This window comes from Pseudomonas purpurea, from assembly GCF_039908635.1.
Taxonomy (GTDB): Bacteria; Pseudomonadota; Gammaproteobacteria; order Pseudomonadales; family Pseudomonadaceae; genus Aquipseudomonas; species Aquipseudomonas purpurea.
The window spans coordinates 1048866-1072595 of the sequence record NZ_CP150918.1; the positions used below are offsets into that span (position 1 = coordinate 1048866).

Consider the following 23730-nt stretch of genomic DNA (forward strand, 5'->3'; position numbering starts at 1 on the left):
CATTATCGAATGAGCCCAGGTCATGAGTTCTGCCTTGCACGAGCAGCCTTACCTTGAAAGCTGGCGTTGGATGAGTCGCCAGATCCGTTGCGCGATGAATCCTGACGAGCCGCGCCTGATCGACCACTACCTGGCCGAAGGCCGTTATCTGGGGTGTTGCACTGCCACTTCCCGGTGGACGATCGCTGAAACCTCGTTTCGTCTTCTACTCGATACCGCCGCCGACACCGCGCTGCCCTGGCATTGGCGCAGCCAGTGCCTGGACCAGGCCTGGCGCCCATTGCGCGACCTCGAACGCCTCTCTTTGTGCAATTGCCACCTCAAGCGCTGGCAAAGCTACGCCTGGCAACTGGCGACCTGCTCGTTGCAACCCTCCATTCCTCTCATAGAACTGGTGCAAGGATTTTCAGATGACAGCCTCTAAAACGCGTATCGAACGTGACAGCATGGGCGAGTTGCAAGTCCCGGTCGACGCCTTGTACGGCGCACAGACCCAGCGTGCGGTGGACAACTTTCCGGTCAGTGGCCAGCGGATGCCGGCGCAGTTCATTCGAGCGTTGATCCTCGCCAAAGCGGCGGCCGCCAAGGCCAACGTTGAACTCAAGCAATTGAGCGAAGCCCAGGGCAAAGCCATCGTCGATGCCGCCCAAGGCCTGCTGGAAGGCGACTTCATGCAGCATTTCCCGGTGGATATCTTCCAGACCGGCTCCGGCACCAGTTCCAACATGAACGCCAACGAAGTGATCGCGACCCTCGCCAGCCGTTTGCTGGGCGAGCCGGTCAACCCGAACGACCACGTCAACTGTGGCCAGAGCAGCAACGACATCATCCCGACCACCATCCACGTCAGTGCTGCGCTGGCGCTGCATGAACAACTGCTGCCAGCGTTGCTGCACCTGGTGCAGGTGATCGAGCGCAAGGCCGAGCAGGTTCACCCGTTCATCAAGACCGGCCGCACACACCTGATGGACGCCATGCCGGTACGCATGAGCCAGGTGCTCAACGGTTGGGGGCAGCAACTCAAGGCCAACATCGGTCATTTGCAGGACCTGCTGCCGGCGTTGCAGTCCCTGGCCCAGGGCGGCACGGCAGTGGGTACCGGCATCAATGCCCATCCCGAGTTTGCGGCGCGGTTCAGTCAGCAGTTGAGCACATTGACTCAGGTGCCGTTCACGCCGGGCAAGGACCTGTTCGCATTGATCGGTTCCCAGGACACCGCCGTGGCGGTCTCCGGTCAGCTCAAAGCCTGCGCAGTGTCGCTGATGAAAATCGCCAACGACCTGCGCTGGATGAACTCGGGCCCCCTGGCCGGTCTTGGCGAGATCGAGCTTGAAGGTTTACAGCCTGGCTCCTCGATCATGCCGGGCAAGGTCAACCCGGTTATCCCGGAAGCCACGGCAATGGTGGCCGCGCAGGTGATCGGCAATGACACGGTGATCACCGTGGCCGGTCAGTCGGGCAATTTCGAGCTCAACGTGATGCTGCCGATCATCGCCCAGAACCTGCTGAGCAGCATCGAATTGCTGGCCAATTCAAGCCGTCTGTTGGGTGACAAAGCCATCGCGACCTTCAAGGTCAACGAGGCCAAGCTCAAGGAAGCGCTGTCGCGCAACCCGATTCTGGTCACGGCGCTCAACCCGATCATTGGTTACCAGAAAGCCGCTGAAATCGCCAAAAAGGCGTATCAGCAGGGGCGTCCGGTGATCGATGTCGCCCTGGAACACACCGACCTGTCGCGCAGCCAGCTGGAAGAGTTGCTCAACCCAGAGAAACTCACGGCCGGCGGCGTGTAATCACCGATACCGCTTTGGAGGCTCACCATGGAGCACTGGAAACGTACGATCGAAAGGGCCAATCGCTGCTTCATGCAAGGCGAACTGGTCGATGCTCGCGAGCATTACTTGCAGGCATTGGCCCTGGCTCAGGTGTTGTTCGAGCGCTGGTCGGATGCCGACGAAGCGGTAGCGGCTTGTGTGATTTCTCACCACAACCTCGCGGATTTGCACTTGCGCCTGAACCAGCCAGAGGAGAGCGCCGAGTATTTGTGCGCCATCCATCAGCGGCTGTTGCAGACCATGCAGAACACGCGTCTGGCGCCGGTCTTGCGCGAAGCTGCACTGCGCCAGAGCAGCAAGACCTACGTCGAATTACTGAATTTCATCGGTGAGCACGGCGAGTATCCCCGGACTCACCGTTTGCTCGACAACACCGTTGTGCCGTCGGCCTCGCCCCTGAACCCTGACGTTGCGATGGCCCCCCGTTCTCTACATGGAGCACATTGAGATGGCTTACACCTTGCCTGCCTTGCCATACGCCTACGATGCCCTGGAACCGCATATCGATGCGCAAACCATGGAAATCCATTACACCAAGCACCACCAGACTTATATCAATAACCTCAATGCGGCGGTTGAAGGCACCGAGTGGGCCGAATGGCCGGTTGAAAAACTGGTGGCCAGTATTCAGCAATTGCCGGAAAAGCTTCGTGCGGCGGTCATCAACCAGGGCGGCGGGCATGCCAATCACTCGTTGTTCTGGGCTGTCATGGCCCCCAAGGGCGGCGGCCATCCACAAGGTGCGCTGGCCAAGGCCATTGATGAACAGTTGGGTGGTTTCGACACCTTCAAGGACGCCTTCACCAAAGCGGCGCTGACCCGTTTCGGCAGCGGCTGGGCCTGGTTGAGTGTGACGCCGCAAAAGACGCTGGTCGTGGAAAGCAGCGGTAACCAGGACAGCCCGCTGATGAATGGCAACACGCCGATTCTCGGTCTTGACGTCTGGGAACACGCCTATTACCTGCGTTATCAGAACCGTCGCCCGGAATACATCAACGCGTTCTACAACGTGATCCATTGGCCGGAAGTTGCTCAGCGCTATCAGGCAGCGCTGGTTTAAGTCCCCACAAAACAAGATCTAAGGCCAACTATGGGCACTGAAACACTGACAATCAGCAGTGGGCGAATGTTTCGTTACGCGTTGGGTTCGCTGTTGCTGTTGGCGGGCACCACTTTGTTCGTGGCCCAAGGGCTGGCCTGGCTGGACCTTGAACCAAGGATGATGCGTGCGCTGCAAGGCGGGGCGATTTGTGCGTTGGGCACGGCCCTGGGCGCTGTGCCAGTGCTGGTCATCCGGCGCATGCCGTTGGCGCTCAGCGATACGTTGCTCGGTTTCGGTGCCGGGGTGATGCTGGCGGCGACCGCGTTTTCGCTGATCGTTCCGGGCATTGCCGCGGCCGAGAGTCTTGGGCTGTCTGCCTGGGTGTCCAGTGGGCTGATCTGTTTCGGGATACTGCTCGGGGCGTTCGGTCTGTTTCTCGTGGACCGTAAAGTCTCGGGAGCCACGCCCCCCATGCTGGCTGGCAGCCCTGATCGCCGGGTGATCCCGGCGCGCATCTGGCTGTTCGTCTTCGCGATCATTGCTCACAACATTCCGGAAGGTATGGCGGTGGGTGTTTCAGCGGGCGGCGGTATGCCGGACGCCGACAGCCTGGCCATGGGCATTGCCTTGCAGGATGTGCCGGAAGGCTTGGTGATTGCGTTGGTGTTGGCCGGGGCGGGGATGTCGCGGGTCAAGGCGTTCCTGATCGGTGCCGCCTCAGGCCTGGTGGAACCGGTGTTCGCGTTGCTGTGCGCGTGGCTGGTGAGCCTGGCCGAGATGCTCTTGCCGCTGGGGTTGGCCTTGGCGGCCGGGGCGATGCTGTTGGTGGTGACTCACGAAGTCATTCCCGAGTCGCGGCGCAACGGTCACGACAAACTCGCCAGCCTCGGGCTGATGGCCGGGTTTTGCCTGATGATGGTGATGGACACGGCGTTGGGCTGATGACCTGCTTTTGTGGCGAGGGAGCTTGCTCCCGCTCGGCTGCGTAGCAGTCGTGAGATCAGCGTATACGGTGTATTTGATACATCGCGGTGGCAGGGCTGCTTCGCGGCCCAGCGGGAGCAAGCTCCCTCGCCACAGAGGTCCGCCTTGCCAAAAGATAGCGGGGGTTACTCGCCTTCGTCGAAGAAGTTATTGATCAATGCCACCAGCGCATCCAGCGCTTCCTGTTCTTGCTCACCTTCGGTGCTCAAGTGGATTCGGGTGCCTTTACCGGCGGCCAGCATCATCATTGCCATGATGCTTTTGCCATCGACCATGGATTCCGGCGTGCGTCCGGCTCTGATCTGGCAGGGAAACTGACCTGCGACGCCGACGAATTTTGCCGATGCGCGGGCATGCAGGCCCAGTTTGTTGATGATTTCAATTTCCAGAGCGGGCATCGCGGTGTGAATCCTTTAGCTAAGGTCGCGGTGGCGGACCTGGACGTTCTTCAGGGTTTTTTGCAGGGCCTGGCCCAGACGTTCGGTCAGGTAGACGGATCGGTGATGCCCGCCGGTGCAGCCAACGGCGATGGTGACGTAAGCACGGTTGCTGGCGGCGAACCGTGGCAGCCATTTAAGCAGGTAGCTGGAGATGTCCTGGAACATTTCCTCGACATCCGGTTGGGCGGCCAGGTATTCGGCCACGGGAAGGTCCAGCCCCGACTGGTCGCGCAGCTCGGGTTTCCAATACGGGTTGGGCAGGCAGCGTACGTCGAACACCAGGTCGGCATCGACCGGCATTCCGCGCTTGAAACCAAAGGACTCAACCAGAAATGCTGTGCCGGGCTCAGGCTGGTTCAGCAGTCGCAACTTGATGGTATCGCGTAGCTGGTACAGGTTCAGGTTGGTGGTATTGACCTTGAGGTCTGCGAGGTCGGCAATCGGCCCCAGCAGATTGGTTTCGTCATTGATGGCTTCGGCGAGCGAGCGATTGGCGCTGCTCAGCGGGTGGCGACGGCGGGTTTCCGAGAAGCGCTTGAGCAGTGTCTCTTCGTCGGCATCCAGGTACAGCACGTCGCACTGAATGTGGCGGCTGCGCACTTCCGCGAGTAACTCGGGAAAGCGCGACAGGTGGCTGGGCAAGTTGCGTGCGTCGATTGAAACCGCCACCAGCGGCTGGGCCAGTTCGGTGTGGATCAGTGCGCGTTCGGCAAGTTCAGGTAACAGGCCGGCGGGCAAGTTATCGATGCAGTAGTAGCCGTTATCCTCGAGTACATCGAGGGCGGTGCTTTTACCTGAGCCGGAGCGGCCACTGACGATGATCAAGCGCATGGTTACCGACCGTTTTGCTCTTCCAGGACAACCTGGTACAGGGCTTCATTTGTCGCGGCGCTGCGAAGTTTTTCGCGCACATCCTTGCGGTCAAGCATGCTGGCGATCTGGCGAAGCAGTTCCAGGTGCGCATCGGTGGCGGCTTCCGGGACCAGCAATACAAACAGCAGGTCGACCGGGGCGCCGTCGATGGCATCGAAATCGATAGGAGCGTCCAGGTGCATCAGTGCACTGATGGGCGACTCGCAGCCTTTGAGGCGGCAGTGCGGGATGGCGATGCCGTTGCCAAAACCGGTTGAACCGAGTTTTTCACGGGCAATCAGGCTCTCGAAGACATCTTGCATCTCCAGATCCGGCACTTCACGGGCGATCAGGTTGGCAATTTGTTCGAGGGCGCGTTTCTTGCTGCCGCCCGGCACGTTCACGAGTGAACGGCCGGGGGTCAGGATGTTTTCAAGTCGGATCATGTGGGGGGAGTGTTAGCGACCAGTGCCTTGCAGCAGGCTCTGTTGCTTTTCCTTATGCTTTTTCAGTTGGCGGTCCAGCTTGTCCGTGAGCAGGTCGATCGCAGCATACATGTCGTCATGTTCTGCGTTGGCGACGACTTCCCCACCGTGGATGTGCAGCGTGGCTTCGATTTTCTGTTTCAGTTTCTCGACAGCCATCGTCACTTGCACATTGGTGATCTTGTCAAAGTGGCGTTCCAGTCGGTCGAGTTTCTCACCGATGTAGGCGCGCAGGGGTTCGGTCACTTCCAGTTGGTGTCCACTGATGTTGACTTGCATACAGCTTCTCCTTCGTTGCCAGTGCATAAGGCGGCAGGCTGGTTAGCCTGTCACTAGGCTGTGTCCGGGAATTGCCTGATGGCGAATTTCCGAACACACCCTGGAACGCGGTGGCGTGGCCCTTACATCAACCGCTTGCGTTCGCTTGAAGGCGCGATCCCAAGGGATTCGCGGTACTTGGCGACGGTGCGGCGGGCTACCTGAATGCCTTGTGCCTCCAGTAAACCAGCGATCTTGCTGTCACTCAACGGCTTTTTCTGATTTTCCGCGGCAACCAGTTTTTTGATGATCGCGCGGATCGCCGTGGACGAGCATTCGCCGCCTTCGGAGGTGCTGACGTGGCTGGAGAAAAAGTATTTCAGCTCATAAATACCTCGTGGGGTATGCATGAACTTTTGCGTGGTTACCCGTGAAATCGTCGATTCGTGCATGCCGACCGCCTCGGCGATGTCGTGCAGGACCAGCGGTTTCATGGCTTCATCGCCGTATTCGAGAAAGCCGCGCTGGTGCTCGACGATCTGGGTGGCGACTTTCATCAGGGTTTCGTTGCGGCTTTGCAGGCTCTTGATGAACCAGCGCGCTTCTTGCAGCTGATTGCGCATGAAGGTGTTGTCGGCGCTGGTGTCGGCGCGACGAACAAAGCCTGCGTATTGCGGATTGACTCGCAGGCGCGGCACCGACTCCTGATTCAGTTCCACCAGCCAGCGCTCGTTGTCCTTGCGCACGATCACGTCGGGAACCACGTATTCGGCTTCACTGGACTCGATTTGCGAACCCGGTCGAGGGTTGAGGCTCTGCACCAGTTCGATGACCTGGCGCAGCTCATCTTCCTTGAGCTTCATGCGGCGCATCAGTTGGCTGTAATCGCGGCTGCCCAACAGGTCGATGTAGTCGCTGACCAGGCGCTTGGCCTCGGCCAGCCAAAGGGTCTTGGCGGGCAGTTGGCGCAATTGCAGCAACAGGCACTCGCCCAGGTTGCGCGCGCCGATGCCGGCCGGCTCGAATTGCTGGATGCGATGCAGGACGGCTTCGATTTCGTCCAGTTCGATGTCCAGCTCCGGGTCGAAGGCTTCGAGGATTTCCTCGAGGGTTTCGTCCAGGTAGCCCTGATTGTTGATGCAGTCGATCAGGGTGACGGCAATCAGGCGGTCGGTGTCGGACATCGGCGCCAGGTTCAATTGCCAGAGCAGGTGGCTTTGCAGGCTCTCGCCGGCCGATGTGCGGGTGGTGAAGTCCCACTCGTCGTCATCGTTGCTTGGCAGGCTGCTGGCGCTGGTCTGGTAGACGTCTTCCCAGGCTGTGTCGACCGGGAGCTCGTTGGGAATGCGTTCGTTCCACTCGCCTTCCTCGAGGTTGTCCACCGTGGGGGCGGTTTCCTGGTAGGAGGGCTCTGTAATGTCGGTATTGGGTTTTTGCTCGATGTTGTCCGCCATGGGGTCGGCGTTATCGAAATCCTCGCCTTCTTCCTGGCGTTCGAGCATAGGGTTGGACTCCAGTGCCTCCTGGATTTCCTGTTGCAGGTCCAGGGTCGACAATTGGAGCAGGCGGATGGCCTGTTGCAGCTGCGGTGTCATCGTCAGCTGCTGGCCCATTCTCAAGACTAGCGATGGTTTCATGGCAGGGGCTTAACACCTTATTCGCCGGCGCACATGCGCCATCCACTACAAGGGCGCCGGAGCGCCAAACTTAAGCAAATTATATGCCCGAAACTGAAGTGTTTGCCTAGAGCGCTGTAACAATTAAAGCATTTTAAATTTTCATTGCGCCAGGCCGCGTCGCCCAAGGCTGAGGAACTGAGGGCGTGGGGATGCCCTAAGCGCCGTATCAATAAAAACCTGCTGGTTTTATTGAGGGGGGGCGCTCCGGTAACGGGTCAAGCACCTCGGCGCTTACAGGCGGAACTCGTGGCCCAGGTACACTTCCTTGACCAGTTCGTTGGCCAGGATGGTCGCAGAGTCGCCTTCGGCGATCAGTTGGCCATCGTTGACGATGTAGGCGGTTTCGCAGATGTCCAGGGTTTCGCGGACGTTGTGGTCCGTGATCAGGACGCCGATGCCCTTGGCCTTGAGGTGGTGAATGATCTGCTTGATGTCGCCTACCGAAATCGGGTCCACGCCGGCGAACGGTTCGTCGAGCAGGATGAATTTCGGGGCAGTGGCCAGGGCGCGGGCGATTTCCACGCGGCGGCGTTCGCCACCGGACAGGCTCATGCCGAGGTTGTCGCGGATGTGGTTGATGTGGAATTCCTGCAGCAGGCTTTCCAGCTCCTTGCGACGACCGGCCTTGTCGAGTTCCTTGCGGGTCTCGAGGATGGCCATGATGTTGTCGGCGACCGAGAGTTTGCGGAAGATCGACGCTTCTTGCGGCAGATAGCCGATACCGGCGCGAGCACGGCCGTGCATCGGCTGGTGGCTGACGTCCAGGTCGTCGATCAGCACGCGGCCCTGATCGGCCTGAACCAGGCCGACGATCATGTAGAAGCAGGTGGTCTTGCCGGCGCCGTTAGGGCCAAGCAGGCCGACGATCTGGCCGCTGTCGATGGACAGGCTGACATCGCGCACGACCTGGCGGCTCTTGTAGCTCTTGGCCAGATGCTGAGCTTTCAGAGTTGCCATTACTGGGCCTTCTGCTCGTCGGTTTTCTTTTTCGGCTGGATGACCATGTCGATCCGCGGACGTGGCGCGGTCACTGCGCTGCCATTGGCGCGGCCAGCGTTGGCGACCTGCTTGACCGTGTCGTAGACGATTTTCTCGCCTTCGGTGGTGTTGCCGTCGTTGATTACTTTGGCCCGATCGATCAGTACAACGCGGTTTTGCGCTGCGTGGTACTGGATGGTCACCGCATAGCCCTGGACGGGTTTTGTATCCGTCGGCTTCTGCAACTGCTCGAAATAGGCCAGGTTGCCTACCGAGGTCACGACGTCGATGTCACCGGCCGGGGTGCGGGTGATGGTCACGGTGTTGCCGGTGACCTTCATCGAGCCCTGGGTGATGATGACGTCACCTTTGTAGGTGGCAATACCTTGCTTGTCATCAAGCTGAGCATCGTCAGCCTGAATGCGGATAGGTTGCTGGCTATCGTTCGGCAGAGCCCAGGCGCTCACGCTTCCCAGTGCTGCGCCCAGACTGAGCAAAATAGGGAGGGTTTTAACGAGCCTCATACTGTCCTCTTACGTTCGATAGCAGGTGTATCCTGCTTTCTTTCAAATACGCTTTCATTCCGTTACCAGTCGATACACCACCAGCGCCGTCGATTCTAACGGCTTGCTGGGTCTGCGCATATTGCTGTTGCGGGAATACGGTCATGCGACTGCTGGTAATGATGGTTTCACGGTTTTTTTCGTCGGTGCGCGCAATGCGCACCGAGTCGATCAGCTCGACTTCGGTACCGTCCGGGTTGACTTCGCCGCGTTTGCTCTGGATATGCCAGGGGTACACGGTTCCGCGGTACATCTGCAGGTCGGGGTTGGTCAGGAGGGTGATCTCGCTGGCCTGGACGTGCTCGACCTTGTCGGAAGTCATCTCATACTGCAGGCCGCCGTCGGGCAGGAACTGCAGGCTGTAGGCGTTGATTGCGTAATAGTCGATCGCATTTTCATCGACTTTGACCACAGGCTTCTCGAGGAAGCGCTCCGGGCTGATGTTCCAGTACCCCACCGCTGCGAACAGCGCAGCGATGACGGCGAACATCAGAAAGTTGCGAATCTTTTTACTCAGCATAGGTGGCTCACAGGTAGGCGGCGTTGGCCGCTTCAAGGTTGCCTTGGGCGCGCAGGATCAGCTCGCAGAACTCGCGAGCCGCGCCTTCGCCACCGCGAGCCTGGGTGATTCCGTGGGCGTGTTCGCGGACGAAGCTGGCAGCGCTGGCAACGGCCATGCCCAGGCCGACACGGCGAATCACCGGCAGGTCCGGCAGGTCGTCACCGAGGTAGGCAACCTGTTCATAGCTTAGGCCCAGTTGTGCCAGAAGCTCGTCAAGTACCACCAGTTTGTCCTCTCGGCCTTGATACAGGTGAGGAATGCCGAGGTTTTTCGCCCGGCGCTCGACCACCGGGGTCTTGCGGCCACTGATGATGGCGGTTGTCACGCCGGTTGCCATCAGCATCTTGATGCCTTGGCCGTCCAGGGTGTTGAACGTCTTGAACTCGCTGCCGTCTTCCAGGAAGTACAGGCGTCCGTCCGTCAGTACGCCATCAACGTCGAAGACGGCCAGTTTGATCTGTTTGCCGCGTTGCAGAAGGTCCGCAGTCATTACATTACTCCCGCACGCAGCAAGTCGTGCATGTTCAGGGCGCCGACCGGGCGATCTTCGCTGTCGACCACTACCAGCGCACTGATTTTGTTGTCTTCCATGATTTTCAGGGCCTGGGCTGCGAGCATATCGGCGCGAGCGGTCTTGCCATGAGCGGTCATGACGTCATCAATGGTGGTGCTGTGAACGTCGATGGTCCGGTCCAGGGTGCGGCGCAAGTCGCCGTCGGTGAAGATCCCGGCGAGTTTTCCGTCGGCTTCCAGTACGACGGTCATGCCGAGGCCCTTGCGGGTCATTTCCATCAGCGCGTCTTTGAGCGGGGTGCCGCGCTGAACGCGTGGCAGTTCTTCGCCGGCGTGCATGACGTTTTCGACTTTCAACAGCAGCCGACGGCCAAGAGCGCCGCCGGGGTGGGAAAAAGCGAAGTCTTCGGCGGTGAAGCCGCGGGCTTCCAGCAGTGCGACGGCCAGTGCGTCGCCCATGACCAGGGCGGCCGTGGTCGAGGAGGTCGGTGCCAGGTTCAGCGGGCAGGCTTCGTGTTCGATGTGAACGTTGAGGTTCACTTCCGCAGCCTTGGCCAGCGGCGACTCGGGATTGCCGGTCAGGCTGATCATTTGAATACCCAGGCGCTTGATCAACGGCAGCAATGTGACGATTTCATTGGTCGAGCCGGAGTTCGACAGCGCAAGAATGATGTCGTCGCGGGTGATCATGCCCATGTCACCGTGGCTCGCTTCGGCCGGGTGCACGAAAAACGCAGTGGTGCCGGTGCTGGCCAGGGTGGCGGCAATCTTGTTGCCGATATGCCCGGACTTGCCCATGCCGACGACAACCACGCGGCCTTTGCTGTTCAGAATCATCTCGCAAGCGCGTACGAAATCTGCGTCGATATGGGACAACAAGCCTTCTACGGCTTCAAGTTCGAGGCGGATGGTGCGTTGTGCCGATTGAATCAGGTCGCTGGATTGGCTCATGTCAGAAATCGTATAGCCTGATGAAAAGGCGGCGATTATAGCGGTAATGAGCAATTCCCTCACGCATGTTCGTCATGCAGGGCTTTACCCCTTCCATAATGGCTTTAAATGAAGGCTTTTTGCCTGTCACCTTGCTGAATGTGACATGGCTTTGGCCTTGGGCGGTTCATATGAGCAATGCTATAGTTCGCCGCCAGTTCGGCCTGCCCAGGATCCATGTGCTCTCGTCAGGGAGCTTGGCGTCCGAGTGAGAGGCTGCATCGCAAGGAGTTTAGATGAGTGCCGATAACGCCTACGCGGTCGAGCTGAAGGGATTGTCCTTCAAGCGCGGTGCGCGGAGCATTTTCAATAACGTCGATATCCGCATTCCGCGCGGAAAGGTCACCGGTATCATGGGGCCTTCCGGTTGCGGCAAGACGACGCTGTTGCGCCTGATGGGCGCGCAGTTGCGGCCCAGCAGCGGTGAGGTCTGGGTCAATGGCCAGAACCTGCCGACGCTGTCGCGCAGCGATTTGTTCGATGCACGCAAGCACATGGGCGTTTTGTTCCAGAGCGGCGCGCTGTTCACGGACCTCGATGTATTCGAGAACGTCGCTTTCCCGCTGCGTGTTCATACCCAGTTACCCGAAGAAATGATCCGCGACATCGTTCTGCTGAAATTGCAGGCTGTCGGGTTGCGTGGCGCCCTTGATTTGATGCCCGACGAGTTGTCGGGTGGCATGAAGCGCCGCGTTGCACTGGCGCGGGCGATTGCCCTCGACCCGCAGATTCTCATGTACGACGAACCGTTCGTCGGTCAGGACCCTATCGCCATGGGCGTGTTGGTGCGCCTGATCCGTCTGCTGAACGATGCGTTGGGCATCACCAGTATCGTGGTGTCCCATGACCTGGCCGAAACCGCGAGCATTGCCGATTACCTCTATGTGGTGGGCGACGGGCAAGTGCTGGGGCAGGGCACACCGGCCGAACTGATGGACTCCGACAATCCGCGCATTCGTCAATTCATGACCGGTGACCCGGACGGTCCGGTGCCGTTTCACTTTCCAGCGACGGATTACCGCGCAGATCTTCTGGGGAAGCGCTGATGCGCAAGACTTCACTCATTGAACGTGTTCGTCGATTCGGCCAGGCGGCCATCGACAGCGTCGCGGTGCTTGGCCGCTCATCGCTGTTCCTGTTTCATGCCTTGCTGGGCCGTGGCGGCATTGGCGGCGGCTTTGGCCTGCTGATCAAGCAGTTGCATTCGGTTGGCGTAATGTCCCTGGTGATCATTGTGGTCTCCGGGATATTCATCGGCATGGTGCTGGCGCTGCAAGGCTTCAACATCCTCTCCAGCTACGGTTCGGAGCAGGCAGTAGGGCAGATGGTTGCCCTGACGCTGCTGCGTGAGCTGGGGCCGGTGGTGACAGCGTTGCTGTTCGCGGGGCGCGCGGGTTCGGCACTGACGGCGGAAATCGGCAACATGAAATCCACCGAGCAGTTGTCCAGCCTTGAAATGATTGGCGTGGACCCGCTCAAGTACATCATTGCCCCGCGCCTGTGGGCCGGCTTCATTTCCCTGCCGCTGCTGGCGATGATTTTCAGCGTGGTGGGTATCTGGGGTGGTTCGTGGGTGGCGGTCGACTGGTTGGGTGTGTATGAAGGCTCCTACTGGTCGAACATGCAAAACAGCGTGACGTTCAATGGCGATGTGCTCAATGGCATCATTAAAAGCATTGTCTTCGCCTTTGTCGTGACCTGGATTGCCGTATTCCAAGGCTATGACTGTGAGCCCACCTCAGAAGGGATCAGTCGTGCCACCACCAAAACAGTGGTGTATGCCTCGTTGGCCATCCTCGGCCTGGACTTTATTCTGACCGCCTTGATGTTTGGAGATTTCTGATGCAAAACCGCACCCTGGAAATCGGTGTCGGCCTTTTCTTGCTGGCTGGCATCCTGGCTTTACTGTTGCTTGCCCTGCGGGTCAGTGGACTGTCCCCCGTTTCGAGCAACGACAGCTATAAACTTTATGCGTATTTCGACAATATCGCCGGTTTGACGGTCAGATCAAAAGTGACCATGGCCGGTGTGACGATCGGCAAGGTCACGGCTATCGATCTGGACCGCGACAGTTTCACGGGGAGAGTGACGTTGCAGCTGGAAAAGCGCGTAGATAATCTGCCGACTGACTCCACTGCATCTATTCTCACTGCTGGCCTGTTGGGCGAGAAATACATCGGCCTCAGCGTGGGCGGGGAAGAAACCCTGCTCAAGGATGGTGGAACCATCCATGACACGCAGTCGTCGCTGGTGCTCGAGGACCTGATCGGTAAATTCCTGCTCAATACCGTTAGCAAAGACGCCAAATGAGGAGCTTTTGAATGATCTCTACCTTGCGACGTGGCCTGTTGGTATTACTCGCGGCACTGCCGTTGATGGCTAACGCCGTGGCGGCGCCTTCCGCGCATGAACTGGTTCAGGACACGACCACCCGTTTGCTGGCCGACCTGGCCGCCAACAAAGAGAAGTACAAGCAGGACCCGAAAGACTTTTATACGGCGCTGAACAACATCGTAGGGCCGGTGGTGGATGCCGAAGGCATCTCCAAGAGCATCATGACGGTCAAGTACTCGCGCAAAGCTACGCCTGCGCAAATGAAGACCTTTGAAGAGAACTTCAAGACCGGTCTGTTTCAGTTCTATGGCAACGCTTTGCTGGAGTACAACAACCAGGGCATCGTCGTTGATCCGGCCAAGGATGAATCGGGTGACCGTACCAGCGTCGGCATGACCGTCAAAGGCAGCAATGGCGCGATCTATCCGGTGTCTTACACACTCGAAAAGATCAATGGCGAGTGGAAACTGCGCAACGTGATCATCAACGGCATCAACATTGGCAAACTGTTCCGTGACCAGTTCGCCGACGCGATGCAGCGCAATGGTAACGACCTGGACAAGACCATCAATGGTTGGGCCGGTGAAGTCGCCAAGGCCAAGGAAAGCACTGAACACGCTGCCGAGAAGCCAGCCCAATGAGTGAGTCGGCCGTCCGCTTGGGCGAACCCGGCGAGTTGCTGCTCAGCGGCGTGCTGGATTACCGCACCGGGCCTGACCTGCGCAAGCAGGGCCAGGCTCTGATCAAGTCAAGCAAAGCCCCAGCCCTGGTGGTGGATTGCTCGGCGGTCCAGAAATCCAGCAGTGTCGGCCTTTCGCTGCTGCTGGCCTTCATGCGCGACGCTCAGGTGGCCAACAAGACGTTGAGCATCCGCGGGATGCCCGAAGACATGCGTGAAATTGCTCAGGTATCCGGGTTGACCGAGCTGTTGACGCCTTCCTAGCCGTCATCGACAGGGAAGCCCCCCGTCAGAGTCCTGCTATGCGGGGTTCGCAGGCGCGGGGCTTTTTTGTATGATGTCCGACCCGCGCGCACAGGGCGCCGATTGAGGTTGAGCATGCAGGCCAACGAAGTTAAGAGTTTCCTTGAAGAAAAGTTGTCTGAGACTCTTTCACAGGTGCAGGTAGAAGTTGAGGGCGAAGGCTGCAACTTTCAGCTGAACGTGATTAGTGACGAACTGGTGGCTTTGAGCCCGGTCAAGCGTCAGCAAAGCATCTATGCCCATTTGAACCCATGGATCGCCGATGGCAGCATCCACGCGGTCACTATGAAATTTTTCAGCAGCGCGGCCTGGGCCGAGCGCACCTGAGCCCAAGGGCGTCGAGATTCTTATGGATAAATTGATTATTACCGGCGGCGTTCGTCTTGATGGCGAAATCCGCATCTCCGGGGCAAAGAACTCTGCCCTGCCGATTCTGGCTGCAACCCTGCTGTGCGATGGCCCGGTCACGGTTGCCAACCTGCCGCACCTGCACGACATCACCACCATGATCGAGCTGTTCGGTCGCATGGGCATCGAGCCGGTGATCGACGAGAAGCTCAGCGTCGAAATCGACCCGCGCACCATCAAGACCCTGATCGCCCCGTACGAACTGGTGAAAACCATGCGTGCCTCGATCCTGGTGCTGGGCCCGATGGTTGCCCGTTTCGGTGAGGCCGAAGTCGCACTGCCTGGCGGTTGCGCCATCGGTTCGCGTCCGGTCGACCTGCACATCCGTGGCCTTGAAGCCATGGGCGCGGTCATCGACGTCGAAGGCGGCTACATCAAGGCCAAGGCACCTGAAGGTGGCCTGCGCGGCGCGAACTTCTTCTTCGATACCGTCAGTGTGACTGGTACCGAGAACATCATGATGGCTGCCGCACTGGCCAACGGTCGCAGCGTGCTGCAAAACGCGGCCCGTGAACCTGAAGTCATCGACCTGGCGAACTTCCTGATCGCCATGGGCGCGAAGATCTCGGGCGCCGGCACCGACACCATCACCATTGATGGCGTGCCACGTCTGCACCCGGCCACTTACAAAGTGATGCCGGACCGTATCGAAACCGGTACTTACCTGGTGGCAGCTGCCGTGACTGGCGGCCGCGTCAAGGTCAAGGACACCGACCCGACCATCCTTGAAGCCGTACTGGAAAAACTCAAGGAAGCCGGGGCTGAAATCACCACCGGTGAAGACTGGATCGAGCTGAACATGCACGGCAAGCGGCCAAAAGCCGTCAACGTGCGCACCGCTCCGTACCCGGCGTTCCCGACCGACATGCAAGCGCAGTTCATCTCCCTCAACGCCATTGCCGAAGGCACTGGTGCTGTGATCGAGACGATCTTCGAAAACCGCTTCATGCACGTTTATGAGCTGCACCGCATGGGCGCTCACATCCAGGTTGAAGGCAACACCGCCATCGTGACCGGCATCGAAAAACTCAAAGGCGCGCCAGTCATGGCCACCGACCTGCGAGCTTCGGCCAGCCTGGTGATCTCGGCACTGATCGCCGAAGGCGACACGCTGATCGATCGCATCTACCACATCGACCGTGGTTACGAGTGCATCGAAGAGAAACTGCAGATGCTCGGCGCTAAAATCCGCCGCGTACCGGGCTAGTTTCTGTTGCATGGGCGCAGGGAGCGCCCTCCCTGTGGCGTTACAGCCCAGCCGCTGTTACGCCACAGGGATGGATTTGTTTAAAGTCGAGGGTGGATACACCCTCGATGTGTGTCCGGCGCCGTTTGCGACCGGACATAAGTACCTTGATAAGGACTGACGTTTCCCATGTTGACCATCGCACTGTCCAAGGGCCGCATCCTTGACGACACCCTGCCGCTTCTGGCTGAAGCGGGCATCGTGCCGACCGAGAATCCGGACAAGAGCCGCAAGCTGATCATCCCCACGACCCAGGCCGATGTGCGCTTGCTGATCGTGCGCGCCACCGATGTGCCGACCTATGTCGAGCATGGTGCCGCTGACCTGGGCGTCGCCGGTAAAGATGTGCTGATGGAATACGGTGGCCAGGGTCTGTACGAGCCGCTGGATCTGCAGATTGCCCAGTGCAAGCTGATGACCGCCGGTAAAGTCGGTGCAATCGAGCCCAAGGGCCGTCTGCGCATCGCCACCAAGTTCGTCAATGTGGCCAAGCGTTACTACGCCGAGCAGGGCCGTCAGGTCGACATCATCAAGCTGTACGGCTCGATGGAGCTGGCGCCGTTGATCGGTCTGGCAGACAAGATCATCGACGTGGTCGACACCGGTAACACGCTGCGGGCCAACGGCCTGGAGCCACAGGATTTCATTGCTGCCATCAGTTCCCGACTGATCGTCAACAAGGCTTCGATGAAAATGCAGCACGCCCGTATCCAGGCACTGATCGACACCCTGCGCAAAGCAGTGGAGTCGCGACACCGCGGTTGATTCACTCGCGCGGCCTTGAGCCGCGCCCGTCTATCCGTGTCATAGCCAATTTTCTCAGGTGCCCGCGCGAATGGACTGGTAGCTTAGGGCGCCTGAGCATTTGCCAATCTAATGAGGCCCGCTATGACCGCTCCCACTTCCATTCGCCGACTCAACGCTGCTGACCCGGATTTTGCGCATCATCTGGATCATCTGCTGAGCTGGGAAAGTGTGTCTGACGACTCGGTCAATCAGCGGGTCCTGGACATCATCAAGGCAGTGCGCGAGCGCGGCGACGCGGCGGTGGTCGAGTTCACCCAGAAGTTCGACGGCCTGCAAGTGGCCTCGATGGCCGACCTCATCCTGCCCCGTGAACGCCTCGAACTGGCCTTGACCCGGATCACCGCGCCTCAGCGCGAGGCCCTGGAAAAAGCCGCTGCTCGCGTGCGCAGCTACCACGAAAAGCAGAAACAGGACTCCTGGAGCTACACCGAAGCCGATGGCACGGTGCTGGGCCAGAAAGTCACGCCGCTGGACCGCGCAGGCCTGTACGTGCCGGGTGGCAAGGCGTCGTACCCGTCCTCGGTGCTGATGAATGCGATTCCGGCCAAGGTTGCCGGTGTGACCGAAGTGGTCATGGTGGTGCCGACGCCTCGCGGTGAAGTCAACGAACTGGTGCTGGCGGCCGCGTGCATTGCCGGCGTCGACCGGGTGTTCACCATCGGTGGCGCCCAGGCCGTTGCGGCGCTGGCCTACGGCACCGAAAGCGTGCCGAAGGTCGATAAAGTTGTCGGCCCCGGCAACATTTATGTCGCCACCGCCAAGCGCCACGTATTTGGCCAGGTTGGTATCGACATGATCGCCGGCCCTTCGGAAATCCTCGTGGTGTGCGACGGCCAGACCGATCCGGACTGGATCGCCATGGACCTGTTCTCCCAGGCCGAACACGACGAAGACGCCCAGGCGATTCTGGTCAGCCCCGATGCCGGGTTCCTCGACAAGGTGGCGGCGAGCATCGCCAAACTGCTGCCAACCATGGAACGCGCCGAGATCATCGAAACTTCGATCAACGGCCGTGGCGCGCTGATTCAGGTGCGCGACATGCAACAAGCCATTGACGTGGCCAACCGCATTGCGCCGGAACACCTGGAGTTGTCTGTCGCTGATCCGCAAGCCTGGTTGCCGCAGATCCGCCACGCGGGTGCGATCTTCATGGGCCGCCACACGTCCGAGGCGCTGGGCGATTACTGCGCCGGTCCGAACCACGTGCTGCCGACTTCCGGCACGGCGCGTTTCTCCTCGCCGCTGGGGGTTTATGACTTCCAGAAACGTTCGTCGATTATCTTCTGCTCCGAGCAGGGGGCGTCGGAACTGGGCAAGACCGCGTCCGTGCTGGCCCGTGGCGAGTCGCTGACCGCCCACGCTCGCAGCGCCGAATACCGCATCGTTGACCAAGACTTTCTTCGAGGGCAGGGGGAATGAACATGAGTAAATTCTGGAGCCCGTTCGTCAAGGATCTGGTGCCGTACGTGCCGGGCGAGCAGCCGAAACTGGCGAAGCTGGTCAAACTCAACACCAACGAAAACCCTTACGGTCCATCGCCCAAGGCACTGGCGGCGATGCAAACCGAACTCAACGACAACCTGCGCCTGTACCCAGACCCTAACAGCGACCTGCTCAAGCAGGCGGTGGCCCGGTATTACGGGGTGCAGGGCAACCAGGTGTTCCTCGGCAACGGTTCCGATGAAGTGCTGGCGCACATTTTTCACGGCTTGCTGCAACACGATAAGCCGCTGTTGTTCCCGGACATCAGCTACAGCTTTTATCCGGTGTATTGCGGCTTGTACGGCATTTCCTTCGACGCGGTGCCGCTGGACGATCAGTTCCAGATTCGCGTCGCAGACTATGCCAAGCCAAACGGCGGGATTATTTTCCCTAACCCGAATGCTCCCACCGGTTGCCTGTTGGCGCTGGATGCCGTGGAGCAGATCCTCAAGGCCAGCCCGGATTCGGTGGTGGTGGTCGATGAAGCCTACATCGACTTCGGCGGCGAGACGGCGATCAGCCTGGTGGACCGTTACCCGAACCTGCTGGTGACCCAGACCTTGTCCAAGTCGCGCTCGCTGGCCGGTTTGCGCGTGGGGCTGGCGGTCGGTCATCCGGACCTGATCGAGGCGCTGGAGCGGATCAAGAACAGCTTCAACTCTTATCCGCTGGATCGCCTGGCCATCGTTGGCGCGGCGGCGGCGTTTGATGATCGCGAGTACTTTGAAAAGACCTGCCAACGCGTGATCGACAGTCGTGAGCATGTGGTCGAGCAGTTGCAGGAGAAGGGCTTTGAAGTGCTGCCGTCGGCGGCGAACTTCATCTTCACTCGTCACCCGCAGCATGACGCGGCAGGCCTGGCGGCGAAGTTGCGCGAGCAAGGCGTGATCGTGCGGCACTTCAAACAGGAGCGGATTGCCCAATTCCTGCGTATCTCCATCGGCACGCCAGAGCAGAATCAGGCACTGATCGACGGTTTGGGCGAGCTCTGAATTGCCTTCGCGAGCAAGCCCGCTCCCACATTTTATCTCTGGTGTTCACAGATCATGTGTTCACCGAAGATCCGGTGTGGGAGCGGGCTTGCTCGCGAATGGGGCGCCACCGACTTCAAGTCTTACTCGTGATGCGGCTCGCCCAGGAACGTCAGCGAACTGAACAGCCCGCGACTGCTCACCTCAGGGCTGTCCTTCACCGGCACTTCGACCTGCGCGGCAATCACATTCAACCCTTCATTACGCACCAACACCTGTGCCCGACCTTCAGCATCGGTTTCCGTGCTCAGGGTGTTCGGCGCGTTGCGATAGTCGCCGATCAACTTCACACCCGCCGCCGGTTTGCCATCGAGCAGCACCCGCACCGGCAATGATTTGCCCGGGCCGACGGTCAGTGGGTCCACCTCCGGCAAGATCAGCAATTTGATCTGATCAAGTGCAGGCAGTTTCGCCCCCGGTTGATAAATCGCCAGGCTGTACTTGAAGGTCTGGGTCGACTCGATAGCGCCCGGTACTTTGCTGCGGCCCTGATTGATCCACTTTTTGTCGGCGGTTTGCGACCACATGCCGTTATCCAGCGCAACCGCCAGAATTGCCGGTGGTTTGAGCGGTTGCAGGCGAGCGTGATCCACTAAACGTTGCACGGTGACCGGAATCATCTTGCCGCTGACGTCATACGCCCAGGCACCGCTGATCTTTCGGGCTTTGTAGGCATTGTCTTCGGCGCCATGGCCGTAAATGACTTCAATGTTGCCGCGACGTTGCTCGGTCCACAGGCCATGGGCACTGACTTGAGCGGCGAACAGCGCACTGAACAGCCCCAGCAGGGCCAGTGATTTTGCGTGATGCATGGTGACGTCCTTTTACAGGTTGAGTGTCAGGCTGACGGTGAAATTGCGCGGTTCGCCGGGGTTGACCCAGTAGTTGCTGTAAGAGCGTTCGTAGTATTTCTCGTCGAAAAGGTTGTTCAGGTTCAGCCCCACGGTGACGTTGTCACTGGCCTTGTAATGGGCCAGCAGGTCGACGGTGTGGTAGGGCCGGCAGCTCGAAATCACTGCCGGCTTCGCCCGAGCGATCTCCGACATAGGTGTACGCCGCGCCGACATCTGAGCCCCGCAGGTGGCCATCCTGAAACTCATAAACACCCAGCAGGCTGCCGCTGCGCTTGGCCACGCCAAGAATCCTGCTGCCGCTGGGGATGGTTTTGTCACCTTGCGTGACCTCGGCGTCGAGGTAGGCGAACGCGCCAATGACGCGCACCGCGTCAGTCAGTTGCCCGCTCAGTTGCAGGTCGAAGCCCTGGCTGCGGGCCTTGCCCATGGCGCGCTGGGTATCGGTGGCGGGGTCGAGGGCGAGGACGTTTTCTTTTTCGATGTGGAAGGCGGCGAGGGTGCTGCTCAGGCGATCATCGAACCATTCGCTTTTGAGGCCGACCTCGTAGCCCACGCCTTCTTCCGGATCGAAGGACTTACCGGCAGCGTCCAGGCCGTTGTTCGGTTTGAACGAGGTCGAGGCGTTGGCGAACAGCCCGTGTTGCGGCGTCAGTTGGTAGAGCAGGCCGGCGCGTTGGGTCAGCGCGTCGTGGTTCTGTCGGGTGCGGGCATTGAGGTTGTGATCGTCGATGGTTTGTTCGAAGTGTTCGAAACGCACACCCAGCATGCCGCGCAGCTTGTCGGTAAATACGATCTGGTCCTGAAGGTTCAGGGCCTGGCTTTGCACCTGCTCGAAAAAGTCCGGTCCCGAGCGTTTACCGTCAGGTTTTGGTTGGCCGTAGATCGGGTGGTAAATGTCGATGGCATAAGGGCCACCGGCAATGGTGGTGACCCGCTCATTCTTGCGGAAATTCTCGTACTCGCCGCCGATCAGCAGCTCATGTTGCCAACTACCAAGGTCGAACAGGCCGTGCAGTTCAAGTTGCGTGATGCTGTCGTGCCAACGGGTATCGCGCTCGCGGTAGCGGCGGTTGACCGTGTGTTGATCTGCGTTCAGCGGGCGGTTTTCCGAAGCGTTGCCCCAGAGTTTGCCTTCCTTGTAGTGGCTGGCCAGGCGAAGTTTCCAGGCATCGTTGAGGTGATGTTCGAGCGTGGCCTGAAGCAAATTGTTGTGGTTGTCGATGTTGCCGTCGTTGGGCTCGCCGAGGAAGGTCGAGCGCGAGACGCCGCTCCAGGTGTTATTCGGCGCGACGATGCCACGATCGAACGTGGAACTGTGGCGCACGATTTCGCTTTCCACCAACAGACGGGTGTCGGGATTGAGCTGCCAACTGAGCGACGGTGCGACGAACACACGCTGGCTGTCGACGTGATCGCGAAAGCTGTGGTTGTCTTCAACCGCCAGGTTGACCCGTGACAGCACATCGCCTTGCGCGTCGAGCGGGGTGTTGACGTCCAGCGCGGTGCGGTAGCGGTCCCAACTGCCAGCGCTGGTTTGCAGGGTGGTGAACGCCTCGGGCTGAGGCTTTTTGGTGACGATGTTCACCGTGCCGCCCGGATCGCCGCGACCGTAGAGGCTGGCGGCCGGGCCTTTGAGCACTTCGATGCGCTCGATGTTGGCGGCGTCCGGGGTGCTCGGGTAACCACGGTTGGCGCTGAAACCGTCCTTGTAGAACTCCGAGGTGGTGAAGCCGCGCACGCTGTATTCATACAACGTCAGGCCGCCGAAATTGTTTTGCTTCGACACGCCGCCGGCAAACTCCAGGGCGCGCTCGACGTTGCTGCTGCCCAGGTCCTTGAGCACGCTGGCGGGGATCACGCTGACGGATTGCGGGATGTCGCGGATGGCGGTGTCGGTTTTGGTCGCGCTGGCAGATCGCGTGGCCCGATAGCCTTTCACCGGATCGCTGGCGGATTCGTAGTCGGAGGTGACGCTGATAGCGTCCAGTTCAAGGGTTTTGGATTCTTCGGCGAAGATTGGATCTGCGAGCAGGCCCAGGGCCAGGCCTGCCAGAGATACCATTTTGCGAGACGGCATGAGATCGTTCCAATAGCGATATTGAAACAATATAACATGCCTAATGAGAATGTATGCCTTTAGCCCGGTATCACCCGGGCCAGGGCTTACTCTTCTTCTTTGACCGGCGCGGGCGGTGGACGCAGCCCGATTTCAGCGGTCAGTTTCAGCTCTTTGCCGTTACGCATGACCTGAATGCTGACCTTGTCAGTGGGCTTGATCCGTGCCACCTGGTTCATCGAACGACGCCCGTCACCGGCCGGTTCGCCATCAATGCTGAGAATCACGTCACCCAGTTGCAGGCCGGCCTTTTGCGCCGGGCCATCGCGGAAAATCCCGGCGACCACGATCCCCGGACGCCCGGACAGGCCAAACGACTCGGCCAGTTCCTGGGTCAGCGGCTGCACTTCGATGCCGAGCCAGCCGCGAATCACCTGGCCGTGTTCGATGATCGACTTCATGACTTCCATCGCCAGTTTGATCGGGATCGCAAAACCGATGCCTTGGGAGCCGCCGGACTTGGAGAAAATCGCCGTGTTGATGCCGGTCAGGTTGCCGTTGGCGTCCACCAGCGCGCCACCGGAGTTGCCGGGGTTGATCGCTGCGTCGGTTTGAATGAAGTCTTCGTAGTTGTTCAGGCCCAGTTGGTTGCGGCCGGTGGCGCTGATAATGCCCATGGTCACGGTCTGGCCGACGCCGAACGGGTTGCCGATGGCCAGCGCGACGTCGCCGACGCGGATGCTCTCGGAGCGCCCGACGGTGATCGACGGCAGGTTTCTCAGGTCGATTTTTAGCACCGCCAGATCGGTTTCCGGGTCGCTGCCAATCACCCGGGCCAGGGTTTCCCGGCCATCCTTGAGGGCGACTACGATCTGGTCCGCGCCGGTGGTCACATGGTTGTTGGTCAGCAGGTAGCCTTCCGGGCTCATGATCACGCCCGAGCCGAGGCTGGACTCCATGCGCTTTTGCTTGGGCAGGTTGTCCCCGAAAAAACGCCGGAATTGCGGGTCTTCGAACAGGGGATGCGTGGTTTTGTTGACCACTTTGGTGGTGTAGAGGTTGACCACCGCTGGCGCGGCAATGACCACGGCATCGGCATAGGACACTGGCCCCTGCTGGGTCAAGGTGGTTTGCGGGGCTTGTTGCAGGTTCACATCAAGGCTTGGCAGCCCGACCCATTGCGGGTAGCGCTGGATGATCAACAACGCGATAAGCACGCCGGCCAGCAGCGGCCAGCCAAAAAAACGCAGACCCTTGAGCATTGAGCAAATCCTGGGAGGTTACGGAGGGCCGAAGACGGCCCATAATGTGGCGCATTATACGAGGCCGCGCGCGCCTCTGAACGGGAT

At 59.7% G+C, this 23730-nt stretch carries 27 protein-coding genes and 1 pseudogene; 15 read left to right on the plus strand and 13 right to left on the minus strand.

The features are described 5' to 3' along the window. The first annotated feature begins 22 nt into the window (after positions 1 to 22). Genes AABM54_RS04665 through AABM54_RS04685 form a run of 5 tightly spaced genes read left to right on the plus strand, consistent with a single transcriptional unit; the run spans position 23 to position 3819 of the window. Positions 23 to 424: a FagA protein gene (locus AABM54_RS04665; RefSeq protein WP_347904103.1), complete on the plus strand. Its 402-nt coding sequence runs from the start codon at positions 23 to 25 to the stop codon at positions 422 to 424. Continuing rightward, complete coding sequence (locus AABM54_RS04670) at positions 411 to 1793, plus strand: class II fumarate hydratase (RefSeq protein WP_347904104.1); 1383 nt, start codon at positions 411 to 413, stop codon at positions 1791 to 1793. Before AABM54_RS04665 ends, AABM54_RS04670 begins: the two co-directional genes overlap by 14 nt. A gap of 27 nt (positions 1794 to 1820) precedes the next feature. After that, positions 1821 to 2282 carry a hypothetical protein gene (locus AABM54_RS04675; RefSeq protein WP_347904105.1) on the plus strand — a complete coding sequence of 154 codons (462 nt, stop codon included), beginning with the start codon at positions 1821 to 1823 and terminating at the stop codon, positions 2280 to 2282. 1 nt (position 2283) lies between these two features. Further along, the gene (locus AABM54_RS04680; protein WP_347904107.1) at positions 2284 to 2895 is read left to right on the plus strand and encodes a superoxide dismutase; all 612 of its coding nucleotides are present in this window, start codon (positions 2284 to 2286) and stop codon (positions 2893 to 2895) included. 30 nt (positions 2896 to 2925) lie between these two features. After that, positions 2926 to 3819, plus strand: a complete 894-nt coding sequence (locus AABM54_RS04685) for a ZIP family metal transporter (protein ID WP_347904109.1) — start codon at positions 2926 to 2928, stop codon at positions 3817 to 3819. 167 nt (positions 3820 to 3986) lie between these two features. Here AABM54_RS04685 and AABM54_RS04690 read toward each other — a convergent pair whose 3' ends face one another. The 10 genes from AABM54_RS04690 to AABM54_RS04735 form a co-directional block, all read right to left on the minus strand. Continuing rightward, on the minus strand, positions 3987 to 4259 hold the full coding sequence (locus AABM54_RS04690; RefSeq protein WP_347904110.1) for an HPr family phosphocarrier protein: 273 nt from the start codon (positions 4257 to 4259) through the stop codon (positions 3987 to 3989). A gap of 15 nt (positions 4260 to 4274) precedes the next feature. Then, positions 4275 to 5132 (minus strand): RNase adapter RapZ, encoded by an 858-nt coding sequence (gene rapZ / locus AABM54_RS04695; protein WP_347904111.1) that lies wholly within the window; start codon positions 5130 to 5132, stop codon positions 4275 to 4277. A 2-nt stretch (positions 5133 to 5134) separates the two neighbouring features. After that, positions 5135 to 5599 carry a PTS IIA-like nitrogen regulatory protein PtsN gene (ptsN, locus tag AABM54_RS04700; RefSeq protein WP_347904113.1) on the minus strand — a complete coding sequence of 155 codons (465 nt, stop codon included), beginning with the start codon at positions 5597 to 5599 and terminating at the stop codon, positions 5135 to 5137. Positions 5600 to 5611: 12 nt separating this feature from the next. Next, positions 5612 to 5917, minus strand: coding sequence for a ribosome-associated translation inhibitor RaiA (gene raiA / locus AABM54_RS04705; RefSeq protein ID WP_347904115.1), 306 nt, complete (start codon positions 5915 to 5917; stop codon positions 5612 to 5614). A 122-nt stretch (positions 5918 to 6039) separates the two neighbouring features. Further along, positions 6040 to 7533: an RNA polymerase factor sigma-54 gene (locus tag AABM54_RS04710; RefSeq protein ID WP_347904116.1), complete on the minus strand. Its 1494-nt coding sequence runs from the start codon at positions 7531 to 7533 to the stop codon at positions 6040 to 6042. A 273-nt stretch (positions 7534 to 7806) separates the two neighbouring features. Continuing rightward, positions 7807 to 8532 (minus strand): LPS export ABC transporter ATP-binding protein, encoded by a 726-nt coding sequence (lptB, locus tag AABM54_RS04715; protein ID WP_347904117.1) that lies wholly within the window; start codon positions 8530 to 8532, stop codon positions 7807 to 7809. Next, a complete protein-coding gene (gene lptA, locus AABM54_RS04720) occupies positions 8532 to 9077 on the minus strand; it encodes a lipopolysaccharide transport periplasmic protein LptA (RefSeq protein WP_347904119.1) in 546 nt (181 codons plus the stop codon). The genes lptB and lptA overlap by 1 nt, the downstream gene beginning before the upstream one ends. After that, a complete protein-coding gene (gene lptC / locus AABM54_RS04725; RefSeq protein ID WP_347904120.1) occupies positions 9064 to 9636 on the minus strand; it encodes an LPS export ABC transporter periplasmic protein LptC in 573 nt (190 codons plus the stop codon). Before lptC ends, lptA begins: the two co-directional genes overlap by 14 nt. A gap of 7 nt (positions 9637 to 9643) precedes the next feature. After that, a complete protein-coding gene (locus tag AABM54_RS04730; RefSeq protein ID WP_347904121.1) occupies positions 9644 to 10168 on the minus strand; it encodes an HAD family hydrolase in 525 nt (174 codons plus the stop codon). Beyond that, positions 10168 to 11142, minus strand: a complete 975-nt coding sequence (locus AABM54_RS04735; protein ID WP_347904122.1) for a KpsF/GutQ family sugar-phosphate isomerase — start codon at positions 11140 to 11142, stop codon at positions 10168 to 10170. Before AABM54_RS04735 ends, AABM54_RS04730 begins: the two co-directional genes overlap by 1 nt. A 275-nt stretch (positions 11143 to 11417) precedes the next feature. Between AABM54_RS04735 and AABM54_RS04740 the strand changes: the two genes are divergently transcribed. The 10 genes from AABM54_RS04740 (at position 11418) to hisC (ending at position 19432) form a co-directional block, all read left to right on the plus strand. Beyond that, positions 11418 to 12227 (plus strand): ATP-binding cassette domain-containing protein, encoded by an 810-nt coding sequence (locus tag AABM54_RS04740; RefSeq protein ID WP_347904124.1) that lies wholly within the window; start codon positions 11418 to 11420, stop codon positions 12225 to 12227. Further along, positions 12227 to 13024 (plus strand): lipid asymmetry maintenance ABC transporter permease subunit MlaE, encoded by a 798-nt coding sequence (mlaE, locus tag AABM54_RS04745; RefSeq protein WP_347904125.1) that lies wholly within the window; start codon positions 12227 to 12229, stop codon positions 13022 to 13024. Before AABM54_RS04740 ends, mlaE begins: the two co-directional genes overlap by 1 nt. After that, on the plus strand, positions 13024 to 13491 hold the full coding sequence (gene mlaD / locus AABM54_RS04750) for an outer membrane lipid asymmetry maintenance protein MlaD (protein ID WP_347904126.1): 468 nt from the start codon (positions 13024 to 13026) through the stop codon (positions 13489 to 13491). The genes mlaE and mlaD overlap by 1 nt, the downstream gene beginning before the upstream one ends. 11 nt (positions 13492 to 13502) lie before the next feature. Continuing rightward, complete coding sequence (locus AABM54_RS04755; RefSeq protein WP_347904128.1) at positions 13503 to 14156, plus strand: ABC transporter substrate-binding protein; 654 nt, start codon at positions 13503 to 13505, stop codon at positions 14154 to 14156. Next, a complete protein-coding gene (locus AABM54_RS04760; RefSeq protein ID WP_347904130.1) occupies positions 14153 to 14458 on the plus strand; it encodes an STAS domain-containing protein in 306 nt (101 codons plus the stop codon). Before AABM54_RS04755 ends, AABM54_RS04760 begins: the two co-directional genes overlap by 4 nt. Before the next feature lie 114 nt (positions 14459 to 14572). Then, positions 14573 to 14824 (plus strand): BolA family protein, encoded by a 252-nt coding sequence (locus AABM54_RS04765; RefSeq protein ID WP_347904131.1) that lies wholly within the window; start codon positions 14573 to 14575, stop codon positions 14822 to 14824. Between the two features lie 22 nt (positions 14825 to 14846). Continuing rightward, complete coding sequence (gene murA / locus AABM54_RS04770; protein WP_347904132.1) at positions 14847 to 16112, plus strand: UDP-N-acetylglucosamine 1-carboxyvinyltransferase; 1266 nt, start codon at positions 14847 to 14849, stop codon at positions 16110 to 16112. A 168-nt stretch (positions 16113 to 16280) separates the two neighbouring features. Further along, complete coding sequence (gene hisG / locus AABM54_RS04775; protein WP_095144983.1) at positions 16281 to 16916, plus strand: ATP phosphoribosyltransferase; 636 nt, start codon at positions 16281 to 16283, stop codon at positions 16914 to 16916. Between the two features lie 123 nt (positions 16917 to 17039). Next, entirely contained in the window at positions 17040 to 18377 is a 1338-nt protein-coding gene (gene hisD / locus AABM54_RS04780) for a histidinol dehydrogenase (RefSeq protein ID WP_347904133.1), read from the plus strand. A 2-nt stretch (positions 18378 to 18379) separates the two neighbouring features. Then, the gene (gene hisC, locus AABM54_RS04785; RefSeq protein ID WP_347904134.1) at positions 18380 to 19432 is read left to right on the plus strand and encodes a histidinol-phosphate transaminase; all 1053 of its coding nucleotides are present in this window, start codon (positions 18380 to 18382) and stop codon (positions 19430 to 19432) included. Between the two features lie 122 nt (positions 19433 to 19554). Here hisC and AABM54_RS04790 read toward each other — a convergent pair whose 3' ends face one another. From AABM54_RS04790 to algW, 3 genes and pseudogenes are all read right to left on the minus strand, one after another. Next, positions 19555 to 20283, minus strand: a complete 729-nt coding sequence (locus AABM54_RS04790) for a DUF4198 domain-containing protein (RefSeq protein WP_347904136.1) — start codon at positions 20281 to 20283, stop codon at positions 19555 to 19557. 12 nt (positions 20284 to 20295) lie between these two features. Then, a pseudogene (locus AABM54_RS04795) lies at positions 20296 to 22402 on the minus strand (TonB-dependent siderophore receptor). A gap of 86 nt (positions 22403 to 22488) precedes the next feature. Beyond that, the gene (gene algW / locus AABM54_RS04800; RefSeq protein ID WP_347904137.1) at positions 22489 to 23643 is read right to left on the minus strand and encodes a Do family serine endopeptidase AlgW; all 1155 of its coding nucleotides are present in this window, start codon (positions 23641 to 23643) and stop codon (positions 22489 to 22491) included. Between the last annotated feature and the right edge of the window lie 87 nt (positions 23644 to 23730).

Bases quoted from the DNA above. Each gene is read 5' to 3' on its own strand.
- AABM54_RS04685 (WP_347904109.1), top strand. From the start codon at position 2,926: ATGGGCACTGAAACACTGACAATCAGCAGTGGGCGAATGTTTCGTTAC.
- AABM54_RS04665 (WP_347904103.1), top strand. From the start codon at position 23: ATGAGTTCTGCCTTGCACGAGCAGCCTTACCTTGAAAGCTGGCGTTGG.
- mlaE (WP_347904125.1), top strand. From the start codon at position 12,227: ATGCGCAAGACTTCACTCATTGAACGTGTTCGTCGATTCGGCCAGGCG.
- hisC (WP_347904134.1), top strand. From the start codon at position 18,380: ATGAGTAAATTCTGGAGCCCGTTCGTCAAGGATCTGGTGCCGTACGTG.
- hisD (WP_347904133.1), top strand. From the start codon at position 17,040: ATGACCGCTCCCACTTCCATTCGCCGACTCAACGCTGCTGACCCGGAT.
- lptB (WP_347904117.1), bottom strand. From the start codon at position 8,532: ATGGCAACTCTGAAAGCTCAGCATCTGGCCAAGAGCTACAAGAGCCGC.
- AABM54_RS04710 (WP_347904116.1), bottom strand. From the start codon at position 7,533: ATGAAACCATCGCTAGTCTTGAGAATGGGCCAGCAGCTGACGATGACA.
- algW (WP_347904137.1), bottom strand. From the start codon at position 23,643: ATGCTCAAGGGTCTGCGTTTTTTTGGCTGGCCGCTGCTGGCCGGCGTG.
- rapZ (WP_347904111.1), bottom strand. From the start codon at position 5,132: ATGCGCTTGATCATCGTCAGTGGCCGCTCCGGCTCAGGTAAAAGCACC.
- mlaD (WP_347904126.1), top strand. From the start codon at position 13,024: ATGCAAAACCGCACCCTGGAAATCGGTGTCGGCCTTTTCTTGCTGGCT.
- AABM54_RS04760 (WP_347904130.1), top strand. From the start codon at position 14,153: ATGAGTGAGTCGGCCGTCCGCTTGGGCGAACCCGGCGAGTTGCTGCTC.
- raiA (WP_347904115.1), bottom strand. From the start codon at position 5,917: ATGCAAGTCAACATCAGTGGACACCAACTGGAAGTGACCGAACCCCTG.
- AABM54_RS04680 (WP_347904107.1), top strand. From the start codon at position 2,284: ATGGCTTACACCTTGCCTGCCTTGCCATACGCCTACGATGCCCTGGAA.
- AABM54_RS04735 (WP_347904122.1), bottom strand. From the start codon at position 11,142: ATGAGCCAATCCAGCGACCTGATTCAATCGGCACAACGCACCATCCGC.
- hisG (WP_095144983.1), top strand. From the start codon at position 16,281: ATGTTGACCATCGCACTGTCCAAGGGCCGCATCCTTGACGACACCCTG.
- AABM54_RS04670 (WP_347904104.1), top strand. From the start codon at position 411: ATGACAGCCTCTAAAACGCGTATCGAACGTGACAGCATGGGCGAGTTG.
- lptC (WP_347904120.1), bottom strand. From the start codon at position 9,636: ATGCTGAGTAAAAAGATTCGCAACTTTCTGATGTTCGCCGTCATCGCT.
- AABM54_RS04675 (WP_347904105.1), top strand. From the start codon at position 1,821: ATGGAGCACTGGAAACGTACGATCGAAAGGGCCAATCGCTGCTTCATG.
- ptsN (WP_347904113.1), bottom strand. From the start codon at position 5,599: ATGATCCGACTTGAAAACATCCTGACCCCCGGCCGTTCACTCGTGAAC.
- murA (WP_347904132.1), top strand. From the start codon at position 14,847: ATGGATAAATTGATTATTACCGGCGGCGTTCGTCTTGATGGCGAAATC.
- AABM54_RS04765 (WP_347904131.1), top strand. From the start codon at position 14,573: ATGCAGGCCAACGAAGTTAAGAGTTTCCTTGAAGAAAAGTTGTCTGAG.
- AABM54_RS04790 (WP_347904136.1), bottom strand. From the start codon at position 20,283: ATGCATCACGCAAAATCACTGGCCCTGCTGGGGCTGTTCAGTGCGCTG.
- AABM54_RS04730 (WP_347904121.1), bottom strand. From the start codon at position 10,168: ATGACTGCGGACCTTCTGCAACGCGGCAAACAGATCAAACTGGCCGTC.
- AABM54_RS04755 (WP_347904128.1), top strand. From the start codon at position 13,503: ATGATCTCTACCTTGCGACGTGGCCTGTTGGTATTACTCGCGGCACTG.
- lptA (WP_347904119.1), bottom strand. From the start codon at position 9,077: ATGAGGCTCGTTAAAACCCTCCCTATTTTGCTCAGTCTGGGCGCAGCA.
- AABM54_RS04690 (WP_347904110.1), bottom strand. From the start codon at position 4,259: ATGCCCGCTCTGGAAATTGAAATCATCAACAAACTGGGCCTGCATGCC.
- AABM54_RS04740 (WP_347904124.1), top strand. From the start codon at position 11,418: ATGAGTGCCGATAACGCCTACGCGGTCGAGCTGAAGGGATTGTCCTTC.